This is a genomic window from Aurantimonas sp. Leaf443, from assembly GCF_001425575.1.
In the GTDB taxonomy this organism is placed as follows: domain Bacteria; phylum Pseudomonadota; class Alphaproteobacteria; order Rhizobiales; family Rhizobiaceae; genus Leaf443.
On record NZ_LMRD01000002.1, the window covers coordinates 1 to 11,895 of the forward strand.

Here is an 11,895-nt window from a genome sequence, read left to right on the forward strand (position 1 = left end):
TCGCAAAAATACCCCGCATCCCCAGCAAACCAGCAGCCCCCGAGGTCCATCCCACGGGGGCCTTCGCGCGTCCGGACCTCCGATCCGCAATGCAGGACAGGCAGCCGGGGCCCGAGCGAAGGCCTGCCGCCGAAAAGGCGGTGAGAGAGCGCGCGCGACTCCCGGCGTCGCAGCTCGAGCGATGTGACGCTCCGTTCTCCGAACTAAAGAAGCCAGCCAAACGTCCGAGGCCCGAGCCGCCACGCGTTATCGCTCCAAACCGAGCAGTCTTCCCTGGAGGCGGAAGGGGAGGGGCAGCTATCGGCCCCTGGTCGTGAGCGCATACAGCGCTATCGCCGCTCGTCGGCGGACCGACATCGTGTTCCCTGACGCGGCGGGGTTCGGAACGGTGAGCAGCTTTGCACCGCCTCACGATCGGACGTCCGCCTTGCGTCGCCTCTTCGCACAGGGTCCGGCCGCTTCCTGAAAAGATCGAAGACCGAGAGTCTCTATAGGGCTGGCGCGCCTCGACCGGTTCCTGACGGACCCCGCACGAGTCATGTCCTCCGACGCGCTCCGGGCCCCGCAACCGCGCGGGACCTCGCCCCAAACCACACACGCGGGTGTCCTGCCGCCGCGCCGACCGACGGTGCAGACACCGAAGGCCACACGGTGGGCTTGCCCTCCGAACGACGCATCGCATGCGTCGTAGCGCTAAGGCCTCTCATCGATCCGTCCGAACCATCGTCATTTCTGGAGCAGCCGGGCATTCGCTGCGAGGCTTTCGATAGCCGGCGCTTCGAAACGAGCACGCGAATCCCGCCCTGTCTCGGCCGCGCCATTGCTCCCCTACGCTCCACCGCTAGATTTCGCATGATCGTATGAACCCCTGGCTTTCGCGTCCTGCCGAGCCATGCCCATGCGCTGGCGGAGAGGCTGGACGACATGCTGGACCGGACGACATCCGACCCCGACGTCTGGCGTCGCGAGATCGCCGCCCTGACGGGAGCCGGCGGCGACGATCCGGCGCCCTTCATCGCGGTTCTGCACCGGCACGGGCTTCTCGAGCGCCCGATCGTCGGTCGGGACGATGGCGGGTATGGTTACGCCCTCTCCTGGCACGAGGCCTTCGAGACGCTCGTGGCGCTCGGCGCCGGCGACCTGTCGACGGCACGGCTCTACGAAGGGCATCTCAACGCCCTGCAACTCGTCGCCCTCTACGGTCGGTCCGGGCAACAGGCGCGCGTGGCGCAGGCGGTTCGCGCTGGCGTGCTGCTCGGCGTCTGGGGGGCGGACGCTGCGGTTCCCGTGACGGTGATGGCGATGCCGGAAGGAGGCGCGGTCTTCAGGGGCGCGAAACGCTACGCGTCGGGGACGGGGCATGTCGGCCTGGCTCTCGTGCCGGTGACGGCGCCCGACGGCGTGATGCAGCTTCATCTTCTCGACGTCGATGATCCCGGGCGTTCCGACGTCGCGGGCTGGGACATGCGCGGCATGCGCCGGTCCGCTTCCGGCAGCTACCGGTTCGACGGGATCCCCCAGCGGGTCGAGGATCTGATCGGGGGGCCCGACGACTATCGGCGCGAGCCCTATTTCGTCGGCGGCATCTGGCGCTGCGCGGCCGCGCAGCTGGGGGCCGTCGAGGCGATCACGGGGGCCATCGTCGACGATCTGACGGCGAGCGGGCGCAACGCCCATCCGCTCCAGGCCGCGCGGATCGGGCGGGCGATCCTCGCCGCGCGCACCGCACGCCTCTGGGTCGAGGATGCCGCGGCCCGCGTCGAGAGCGGAGAGGATGTCGATCGCGCGGTGGCGCTTGCCGCCTATGCGCGCCTTGCGACCGAGGAGGCGGCGATGACCGTCATCGACCTCGCCGAGCGCGGGGTCGGGCTCGCCTCCTTCGATCGCGGCCATCGGCTGGAGGCGATGACGCGCGATCTCGCCGTCTATATCCGCCAGGCCAATCCCGACGCCGTGCTCCTGCAGCATGGCCGCACGCTCGCGCGGGACTACGCGACATGACGGGCCCGGCGCCCGTCGCCGACACCTGGGGGGCGTTCCGGCGGCGGTCCGAGCAGGCGCCCCTTTGCGAGGCCGCGCGGCTGATCGGGCCCGGCGGCCTCGTCGTCATCGCGCCCCATCCCGACGACGAGAGCATCGGCGCCTCCGGCCTCCTCGTCGCGGCGGAGCAAGCGGGGCGACGCGTCGGACTCGCCGCGCTGACGGACGGCGACGCCTCGCACGATTTTCCGCGCGAGGCGCTCGCCGAGCTGCGGCGACGCGAGCAGGCGGCGGCGATGCGCGCGCTCGGATGCGGCGACGCGCCGATCCTGCGCCTCGGTCTTCCCGACGGCGGTTCTTCCCGCGATCCGGGCTTTGCCGGCGCCGCCGGAACGGTGGCCGCCTTCCTCGACGAGATCGGCGCCGACACGCTCGCCGCGCCCCATCCCGACGATCCCCATCCCGACCATCATGCCGCGGCGGATCTCGCGCTGGCGGTGCGCGCCCTGCGCCCCGCCCTGCGGCTTCTCTTCTACCCCGTCTGGTCGCTGCGCCTTGCCGACGCGGCGCCCTATCGCGGCGCCGATCTGACGCCGTTCCGGATCGCGACGGATGCCTTCGCCAAGATCCGCGCGATCGCCTGCCACGAAAGCCAGCTCGGCACCGTGAAGGCGCTGGAAGGGCGCGGCTTCGTGCTGCCGGACGCCTTCATCGCGGCCCATTCGACGGGTGTCGAGACCGTCTCCTGGGCCGCCATGCCGGGAAGGCCGCCGGAGCCGGCGCATTTCGAGCGTCTCTATGCCGGCGACGGCGATCCCTGGCATGTGCGCTCGTCGGCTTACGAAGCCGGCAAACGAGAGGCGACGATCGGGATTCTGGGCGATCTCCGGTGCGAGCGCGCGCTGGAGCTCGGCTGCGGCGAAGGCCATCTCACCGCCGCGCTCGCGACCCATGCCCGGCAGATCGTCGCCGTCGATCGGGATGCGGGCATCGTCGAACGGGCGCGGCGCGTCCACGGGGATCTTGCCGGCGCGCGTTTCGTCGAGGCGGCGATGCCGCGCGACCTGCCCTCCGGCCCGTTCGACCTCGTGGTGCTCTCGGAAGTCCTCTATTTTCTCGACGAGGCGGCGCTCGGCGAACTCGCGCAGACGCTGCGCGCCGCGATGCGGCCGGGCGCCGCCCTACTCCTGTGCAACTATCTCGGGGCGACCGGCACGCCCCTGTCGGGCCGGGATGCGGCGGATGTCTTCGTCTCGCTCTTCGGCCGGGATCTCGAGCCCGTCAGCCGCGCGCAGACGGACGACTATCTGGCCGAGCATCTTCGGTTTCGGCCACGAGGGCCCGAAGGGCGGGCAGATGGCGCCTGAGATCGGACAAAGTGAGTCGGCGGCGCAAAAGCCGCGGGCTCTCCTCTTCCGCCGCCTGGAAGGCCCGCACCGGCAGGGGATCGGAGAGAAGCGCCGCGATGCGGAGGGGCGCCAGATCCAGAAGGGCAAGGGCGTCCTGCCTTTCGCTCCGGCTGCGGTCCGAGGCGAAGGCGGCGCGCAGGCGAAGGCGCAGGGCGAGCCGCTCCGGCGGCTCCAGCGCCTCGTCGACGATGGGATCTGCCTCCAGCCGGTTGCGGCGCAATTCGTCCGAGAGGCCGCCGCTCGCGCGGCCGACGAGCCGGCAGGAGGTCTCGACGCGCGGGCCGTCGCTGTAGCGGATGCGCAGGCCCCGCGCCTCGACGGCGCGCCGCAGGGCGCGATCCTCGCCGAAGGGGACCAGCGGCAAGCGGCCCGCCGCGCGATAGGCCTGCGCGCGGACGGCGAAATTCGCCCCGCCGATATTGCCGTGATGGGGAAAGGGATTGTCGGCGTCGGGCGCGATCAGCGCGGCGAGGCGGCGCGACAGGGTCCGGTAGTCGCGGATGATGCGCTCGTGGTCGGGATCGGGCTCGGGAAGCTGCGCCGCTTCCTCCGGATCGAAGCCGATGCGCCCGCAGACGAGATCGAAGCCGCGGTCGAACTCCGCGCGATAGGCCGCTCGGTAGCCGGGCAGCACGCGCGTGTCGGCGTCGAGCGAGAGGAGAATGGCAGCGCGGTTCGCCGCGTCCGCGAGATCGAGCGCGATGCGGCGGGCCTGCGGGGCGCTTCCCTCGCCCTCGTGCCAGGCGAGGTCGATCAGCCGAAAGGCGAGGGCGCCGGCGCGCAGGCGCTCGGCGGCGATGGACGCCGTGCGGTCGTCGCTGCCGTTCACGACGAGCACCACCCCGTCGCCGGGTCGCAGTTCGGCCATAAGCGCGTCGAGGCAGCGGGGCATCCAGGCCTCTTCCCGGCAGGCGGGAATGCAGGCGATGACGGGCGCCGCCGCGAGATCGCCGCGGTCGAGGATCGAGGCGCTTGCGACCGGCAGGCCCGCAAGGAGCTGCGCGGCGGCCGCCGCGTCAAGGTGCCGGCGCGTCTCCTTCGATGCGTCGCGTCCTTCCCTGTCCATGTCGTGCCGCATCCCCGTCAGCGTCGGTGGACCGACGGCGTGCCGGGTTTCGCCGGCAGGCCGTCGTCGTGAGCGATCGCGGGCCGCGCTGTCCGGTCTGCGAGGCCGAGGATTTCCGGGCGACCCGGCGTGGGCTCGACTTCGTCGAAGGGGCGCGCGCCTTCCCGCTCGAATGCAGCCATTGCGGGCTGCTCGTCGATCGCGGCGCATCGCGGGCGGTGCTCGACGCGGCGCTGGCCGCTTCGATGGCGGCATCGGATCTCCGGCTCTCGCCCACCCTGCCGCTCGGCTTCGAGGCCTACACCGCCCGCACCGCCGCGCTGCGTCTCGGTCTCCTCTTCGAGCCCGCCGACGCGCGTCAGGTCGAGGCGCGGCACGCGCCCTACCACCGCAGACCGGCGGCGGGCGGGCTGCGGCCGCTCGCCGATCTCGATCCGCTGGCGATCTCGGTCGCCATTCTCTGCCGGCCGCAGGAGGAGGCGCAGGCGCGACGCCTCGCCGCCGAGCTCGGGACGTGGAGCGACGACGTCCTCCTCCTCCTCGACGCCGCGGAGGCTCATGAGAGGGAGGCGGAGGGCGACGGGCTGCGCCTTGCCGCACGCCCGCTCGGCGGCGACTTCTCCGCCCAGCGCAACGCCGCGCAGGACCTGGCGCGCCGCGACTGGGTGCTTCAGCTCGACGCCGACGAGACGATGGCGCCGGCCGCCCTGTCCTCGCTCGGTCGTCTCGCCGCGCTCGCCGAGCGGGACGGCTGCCTCTGCGTCGGCCTGCCCCGGCGCAATCTCGTCGACGGCGTCCTCTCCGCGCTGCATCCCGACATCCAGTACCGCCTCAACCGGGCAAGCGTGCGCTATCGCGGCAGGGTGCACGAACGCCCGGACCTGCCCGGCGGCTGGCGCGACAGCTTCATCGCGCCGGGGGCGGCGATCGACCATCATCTCGCGCGCGCCCATGTCCTGTCCCGTTCGAAGGCCTACGAGGCGATGGCGCCCGGCGAGGGACGCCTGTTCGAGATGCGCCGTCTCCTGACGCCCTTTCATGCCTGACGGCCCGTGCGCGAGACGCCGGGTCTGCGCTCGGCCAGCACGCGTTCGTAGAAGGCCTTCGTCTCGCGGCCGAGGCTCGCGCGGGTGAAGCGGCCCGAGGCGGCACGCGCGCGCTCGTGCAGATCGGCGCGAAGCGCGCCATTCGCGAGGAGGGGGCGCAGGGCGTCGGCGAGCGCGGCGGCCGTCGGCTCCGGGGCCAGAGCGCCCGCGCCGGGCTCCCCCACGAAGGCCCGGGCGCTCGCGTCCAGCGCCAGCCCGACGACGGGACGGCCGAAGGCGAGGGCCTCCTGATAGACGAGGCCGAAGGATTCGTAGCGCGAGGGCGCGACGACGAGATGGCAGTCGCGATAGGCCGCGTCGAGCGCGGCATCGTCGAGCCGGCCGGGCAGGGCGAGGCGTTCCCGCAGCGCCGGGGGCGCCGCCGCCACGTCGCCGGGCGCGATGCCGACGAGGGTCAGCCGGAGGTCGGGGCCGCCCCGCTCGGCTTCGGCGCAGAGGAGCGCCCCGGCCTCGAGGAGAAGGTCGAAGCCCTTGCGGGCCTCCGGGCGTCCGACGAAGAGGAGGCGGATCGGCCCGTCCGCCCCGCCGGGATAGGGCGCGTTCGCGGCCCGGGCCAGACGCTCGGGCGGCAGGGACAGGCCGATGACGGTGCGCGGCATCGTCGGCGGCAGGCGGTAGAGCCGCTCGATGGCGGCGCCGTGCTCGGCCGTGTTGGCGATGAGGCCGGCGCCGGCGCGGGCCGAGAAGGCCTCCAGCGCGCAGGCGAAGCGCCCGTCGAGCCGGTCGCGAAAGGGACCGGAGACGGCGCCCGTGCCCTGCGCCGGCGTCGAGGCACGGGTCACCAGCGGCAGGTCGCGCGACAGGGCGAGGAGCGCGCCCGGCGCGTACCAGTTGGTCGCCTCCACGAGAGCGAAGGGCGCGGCGCGATGCTCGGCCATGACGGCGCGCCGGAACCAGGCGGGCGCGACGAGATGGCCGAGCGCCGCGCGGCGGCGCAGGATCGCGCCAGCCCCCTCGCGTGCCGGACGGCAACCGACGAGCGTGACGCCGTTCTCCTGCGACCGCCCCACGCGGTCGAGCGTGAAGACGCTGACCGGGACACCGGCCTCGAGCAGGCTCTCGGCGATCTCGCGCGCGGCGACCGCGAGCCCGCTGGCGGAGGGCGGATAGTCGAAGGCGAGGAGGGCCGTTCGCAGCGTCATCGTGCGGCGAGCGTTTCGTAGAGCGCCAGATAGTCGGTCGCCATGCGCTCGGCGGTGAAGCGGGCCTCGAAGCGGCGGCGGATCGCGGCGCGGTCGAGCGTGTCGATGCGCCCGAGCGCCTCGATCGCGCCGGCCTCGTCCTCGACCACGAAACCGGTGACGCCGTCCTCGACGATCTCGGGCACCGAGCCGCGGCGAAAGGCGACGACCGGCGTGCCGCAGGCCATGGCTTCGATCATCACGAGGCCGAAGGGCTCCGGCCAGTCGATGGGGAAGAGGAGCGCCGAGGCATGGCCGAGAAGCGCCTGCTTGCCGCCATCGTCGAGGGCGCCGAGATGCACGGCGTCCGCGCTGAGAAGCGGGCGCACGCGCGTGTCGAAATAGGTGGGGTTGCCGACGTCGATCGCGCCGGCAAGGCGGATGTCGCGCCCGGCCCCGCGGGCGATGCGGATGGCGGCGTCCGGCTGCTTCTGGTCCGTCATCCGCCCGATGAAGGCCACGGGCCCGCCGCCGGGTCCAAGGTGGTAGCGCCCGCGCGCGATGCCGTGATGCACGATGCCGGCCCGGTTCGGCGCGGGGATGCCCGCCTCCTGCGCGGCGGAAATGGCGGCGACCGGAAGATCGGGAAAGGCCGCGAAGAAGAGCCGGCGGTCGAGTTCGTCCACGCGCCAGTGGATCGTCGTCAGCGAGTGCCGGCGCCGCTTGCCGAGAAGCGCGGCGTGGAAGAACTCGCCATGGCAGTGGACCACGTCGAACGTGTCGAGCCGCCGGCGCAGGGCCTCCATCTGCACCGCTTCCAGAACCTGCGGGATCGAGGGCGGCACGGATCCGTGCCGCGCCTCGAGACCGGAGAGGCTCGGCAGGTCGCCGATGCGCGCAATGTCGCAGGCCGAGTCGCTCGGACCGAAGAGGGTGACGCAAACGCCCAGCGACTCCAACGCCTTGGACAGATCGTGAACGATCCGTTCCGTTCCGCCGGACGTCAGAGGCGGTGTCGGAAATATGTTAGGTGCGACTTGGGCGACTCGAAGCATTTTCATAGCCCGCCATATGGCATCGAAACCTGTTTCGACAGGGCCCGCGAAGGAGTTTCGTGTATGTTTATCCTTCATATCGCTCTGCAAGGCTGTCTCAAGGGTCGCGACGTCGATTATGGACTGACCGCCGACACGGGCGGGCACATCAAATACTTGCTCGAACTGGTCGAGGCTTCGGCGCAAGACTCTGCGGTGACGCGTATCGTCATGGCGACCCGCCGCTTCGAAAGTCCCTACGGACCGGCTTACGAGGCCCCTCACGAACAGGTCTCGCCCAAGGTCGAGATCGTGCGCCTCGCCAGCGCCGATCCCGGCTATCTGCCCAAGGAGGCGCTGCACCGCGAGATCGAGAGCTACACGCGCGCCCTTCTCGACTGGATCGCCGCGCAGCCCTGCCGGCCGGACCTTCTCCACGCCCATTACGCCGATGCGGGCGCCGTCGCCGCGGCGGTGAAGCGGGCGACGGGCATCCCCTTCGTCTTCACCGCCCATTCCCTCGGCCGGGTGAAGGCGAGCGTGATGACGCTCGCGCCCGGCGAGGCGGCGGGCCTCGAGCGGCGCATCGCGGCGGAGGAGACGGCGCTCGCCAAGGCCGATCTCGTCATCGCCTCCTCGCGCGACGAGGCGGAGGTGCAATATGCCGGCTACCGCGCCTACGATCCGGGCGCCATCCGCATCCTGCCGCCGGGCAGCGACCTCTCCGCCTTCCGCGCCGCCAGCGCCAGCGCGAGCGCCTGCGCCCTGCTGACGCCCTTCCTGCGCGACCCGCAAAAGCCGCCGGTTCTCGCCATCGCCCGCCCCGTGGCCAAGAAGAACCTGCCCGCGCTGGTGCGGGCCTTCGGCGAGAACGCCTATCTGAGGGAGAACGCCAACCTCGTCGTCGTCGCCGGCATCCGCGGCGGGTTCGAGGCGCTCGACGACGAGCGAGCGGGCGAGATGCGCGCGATCCTCGAACTCGTCGACCGCTACGACCTCTACGGCAAGGTGGCGCTGCCCAAGTCCCACCGGCCCGAGGACGTGCCGGCGCTCTACGCCTTCGCGCGCGAGCGGCGCGGCGTCTTCGTCAATCCGGCGCTGAACGAGCCCTTCGGCCTGACGCTGCTGGAGGCGGCCGCCGCCGGCCTGCCGCTGGTCGCCACCGATTGCGGCGGCCCGAACGACATCATCGAGATGTGCCACAACGGCCTCCTCGTCGATCCGCGCTCGCCGGGCGCCATCGCCGGCGCCTGCGAGACGATCCTGCGCGACCCCGCCCGCTGGGACGCCTTCTCCAGGGCGGGCGCGCGGGCGGTGGATGCCTACGACTGGCCGCGCCATGCCGCGCGCTATCACGGGCTCGCCGCCCGGCTTCTCGCCGCGCCCGAGCCCGAAGCGCCGGTGCGCCAACTCCTCGTCTGCGATATCGACAACACGCTCGTGGGCGGCTCGGCCTGCGTCTCCACCTTCCGCGACTGGCACGCGCGCCAGTCGGGCCTCGGCTTCGCGGTCGCCACCGGGCGCTCGCTCCATTCGGCGCTCTCGATCCTCGAGCAGCAGGACGCGCCGAGCCCGCGCGTCATCGTCTCCTCGGTCGGCTCGGAGATCTATCGCCTGCGCGCCAACGGCACGACCTATCGCCAGGATGCCGGCTGGCGCGCGCATATCGCGGTCGGCTGGCAGCGCGAGGCCGTCGCGCGCGTTCTGGCCGGCATGGCCGGGATCGCGCCGCAGGGGCCGCTCGAGCAGCGCGCCTTTAAGCTGAGCTATTTCGCGCCCGGCGGGCGCGGCGTGGCGGCCGCGGTGCGGCGCCGGCTGCAGGAGGCGGGATTGTCGGCCTCCGTCATCCACAGCCATGGCAAGTATCTCGACATCCTGCCGGTGCGCGCCTCCAAGGGCGCGGCGGTCGCCTATCTGCGCAAGGCGTTCGATCTGGCGGAGAACGCCGTCTTCGTGGCGGGCGACAGCGGCAACGACATCGAGATGCTGCGCTCGGTCCCGCAGTCGATCATCGTGGCGAACTATTCCGACGGTCTCGCCGCGCGCCCCGATCTCGCTCATTCCTACGTGGCGCGGCAGGCCTACGCGCTCGGCATCATCGAGGGCGTCGCCCATTTCCGCCGCCGGGCGGCGCTCGCGTGAGCCTGTCGGTCCTGACGCTCGTGCGGGGACGGCGGGCCCATCTCGTCAACCTGATGAAGAGCCTCGCCCTCCAGAGCGAGGCGCCGGACGAACTGGTGATCGCCTGGATGCAGGAGGCGGCGGAGCCGGACCTGCCCGATCCCGGCTGTCCCGTGCGCCACGTCTTCGTGGCCGGCGAGGCCCTGCCGCTCGCCGCCGCCCGCAACGCGGCGGCCCGCGCCGCGCGGGGCGGGACGCTCGTCTTCCTCGACGTCGACTGCCTCGCCTCGCCGGGCCTCGTGGCGCGCTACCGCGCAGCCGCCGACGAGCACGACGGTCTGTTCCTCGGGGAGGTGCTGTATCTTCCGGGCGGCGCGGTGGGCGCGGCGCTCGATTTCGAGCGTCTCGACGCGCTCGGCCTCGTCCATCCCGCCAAGCCCGCGGTTCCGGAGCTTGGCCTTCGCCGCGAGCCGGACTGCGGCGAACTCTGGGGCCTCTCCTTCGCGCTGCGGGCGCGGACCTATGCCGCGCTCGGCGGCATGGACGAGAGCTTCGTCGGCTACGGGGCGGAGGAGACCGACTTCGCCCACCGGCTCGGCGCGGCCGGCGTGCTGCTCTACTGGACGGCGGGGGCGCGGGCCTATCACCAGCACCACGCCGTGCACGTGCCCCCGCTCCACCATTTCGACGCCATCCTCGCCAATGCCGCGCGGTTCCGGGCCAAGCACGGGCGCTGGTGCATGGAGTACTGGCTCGGCCAGATGACGCGCTCCGGCCATATCGAATGGGACGAAGCGGCCGAGGCGATCGCGCTGCGCCGGCGCCCGAGCGAGGCGGAGATCGCCGCCGCGCGCCAGCCGGACGCGGTTCGCTTCAGCTGACGGCCGGCGCCCCCTCCCAGAGCTCGTCCGTCAGCCCTTCCAGCCAGCGCGCGGCCTTCGTGGCGGCCTGCGGATCGTAGAGCGACTGCAGCGTCTCGACGGGCAGGGCGCGCGCGGCCTCGAGGAGGCGGTTCCAGTTCGGGATGTCGCCCGGCCAGGCGGGCGCGTGGATCGCGGCCCCCAGCCGCGCCAGCGCCTCGGCCTTGCGGCCCTGCTCGCCGAAATAGCGCCATTCCGGCACGACCACGAAGGGCCGCCCGACGCGGGCGATCTCGGTGACCGTGTTGTCGCCGGCCGAGGCGATGACGAGATCGGCGGCCGCGATATGGTCGGTCACCCCGCGCACCCAGCCGAGCTCCTTCAGATTGGAGAAGTCGGTCTCGTGGCCCTCCTTGTGCACCGGGCCGAGGACGAGCCAGAGCGCGTCGGGCGCGGCGCGCGCGCCCACCGTCAGCGGCGCGTAAGGGGTGCCCGAGCCGCCGCCGCCGGTGAGGACGAGGATGATCTCCTTGTCCGCCGGCAGGCCGAGGCGCGCGCGGGCCTCCTGGCGCGTCGGCACCGCGTCCGTCGTCGTGCACAGCCCGCCGGCATAGAAGGTGCGCGCCCGCTGGGCGGCGGGGTAGTCGTCCTGCTCCAGCCGCTCGTCGAAGGGCGCGAGCATGCCGACGCTCGCCTCGTAGGAGCCGATATGGCCGATGTCGGAGCGGTCGCCATGCATGCGGATCTGCGCCGCCGGGACGCTGGCGATGCGCGACAGGAGCGCGATCTCGGAGGAGACGTCGACGACGAAGAGCCCGGTGCCGCGCTCGTCGAGATGGTCGAGGATCATGCGCATGGTGCGGCGCATCTCGTTGAGGCCGAGCGGCACGCAGTGCATGACCTGAGGCGTCGCCTCCGCGAAGAGCCGGGGCGTCGGCACCGCCGCGCCGATCATGTTCGGCAGGGCGACGATCTCGATGTCGCGTGAGAAGCCGTCGAAGAGATGCGGGCCGGCGGTCAGCACCGAGACCGGGCGATCCGCCGAGAAGCGCTCGGCGATGGCCATGGTGCGGTTGGCATGGCCGCGCCCCTGATGGTGGACGAAGAAGGCGATCGGGCGCTTCATCGCGCCGGACCGGCAGCGTGTCTGGCAACGGTACGCTTGGCGGGCATGGCGTTCCTCTCGGGGGGCGCGCTG

The 11,895-nt window shown here is 72.4% G+C and carries 9 protein-coding genes; 5 read left to right on the forward strand and 4 right to left on the reverse strand.

Translation table 11 applies throughout. The features are described from left to right. The first annotated feature begins 924 nt into the window (after positions 1 to 924). Both ASG48_RS03610 and ASG48_RS03615 read left to right on the forward strand, forming a co-directional pair. Positions 925 to 2,001 carry an acyl-CoA dehydrogenase family protein gene (locus ASG48_RS03610; protein WP_055845478.1) on the forward strand — a complete coding sequence of 359 codons (1,077 nt, stop codon included), beginning with the start codon at positions 925 to 927 and terminating at the stop codon, positions 1,999 to 2,001. Continuing rightward, positions 1,998 to 3,347 (forward strand): bifunctional PIG-L family deacetylase/class I SAM-dependent methyltransferase, encoded by a 1,350-nt coding sequence (locus ASG48_RS03615; RefSeq protein WP_055845482.1) that lies wholly within the window; start codon positions 1,998 to 2,000, stop codon positions 3,345 to 3,347. The genes ASG48_RS03610 and ASG48_RS03615 overlap by 4 nt, the downstream gene beginning before the upstream one ends. Here the strand turns inward: ASG48_RS03615 and ASG48_RS03620 are convergent. After that, on the reverse strand, positions 3,262 to 4,455 hold the full coding sequence (locus tag ASG48_RS03620) for a glycosyltransferase family 2 protein (protein WP_162243897.1): 1,194 nt from the start codon (positions 4,453 to 4,455) through the stop codon (positions 3,262 to 3,264). The two genes, ASG48_RS03615 and ASG48_RS03620, sit on opposite strands and share 86 nt — an antisense overlap. Positions 4,456 to 4,523: 68 nt before the next feature. Between ASG48_RS03620 and ASG48_RS03625 the strand changes: the two genes are divergently transcribed. Next, positions 4,524 to 5,501, forward strand: coding sequence for a hypothetical protein (locus ASG48_RS03625; protein ID WP_244486748.1), 978 nt, complete (start codon positions 4,524 to 4,526; stop codon positions 5,499 to 5,501). Here ASG48_RS03625 and ASG48_RS03630 read toward each other — a convergent pair. Then, positions 5,492 to 6,697, reverse strand: coding sequence for a glycosyltransferase family 4 protein (locus ASG48_RS03630; RefSeq protein WP_055845796.1), 1,206 nt, complete (start codon positions 6,695 to 6,697; stop codon positions 5,492 to 5,494). The genes ASG48_RS03625 and ASG48_RS03630 overlap by 10 nt on opposite strands. 2 nt (positions 6,698 to 6,699) lie before the next feature. Next, complete coding sequence (locus ASG48_RS03635) at positions 6,700 to 7,737, reverse strand: glycosyltransferase family 4 protein (RefSeq protein WP_055845487.1); 1,038 nt, start codon at positions 7,735 to 7,737, stop codon at positions 6,700 to 6,702. 63 nt (positions 7,738 to 7,800) lie between these two features. On the opposite strand from ASG48_RS03635, the gene ASG48_RS03640 reads away from it, so the two are divergent. Both ASG48_RS03640 and ASG48_RS03645 read left to right on the forward strand, forming a co-directional pair. Next, positions 7,801 to 9,858 (forward strand): HAD-IIB family hydrolase, encoded by a 2,058-nt coding sequence (locus tag ASG48_RS03640; RefSeq protein WP_055845488.1) that lies wholly within the window; start codon positions 7,801 to 7,803, stop codon positions 9,856 to 9,858. After that, on the forward strand, positions 9,855 to 10,718 hold the full coding sequence (locus tag ASG48_RS03645; RefSeq protein ID WP_082529219.1) for a galactosyltransferase-related protein: 864 nt from the start codon (positions 9,855 to 9,857) through the stop codon (positions 10,716 to 10,718). The genes ASG48_RS03640 and ASG48_RS03645 overlap by 4 nt, the downstream gene beginning before the upstream one ends. Here ASG48_RS03645 and ASG48_RS03650 read toward each other — a convergent pair. Next, positions 10,711 to 11,823 (reverse strand): glycosyltransferase, encoded by a 1,113-nt coding sequence (locus tag ASG48_RS03650; protein WP_055845491.1) that lies wholly within the window; start codon positions 11,821 to 11,823, stop codon positions 10,711 to 10,713. The genes ASG48_RS03645 and ASG48_RS03650 overlap by 8 nt on opposite strands. Positions 11,824 to 11,895: the final 72 nt, after the last annotated feature.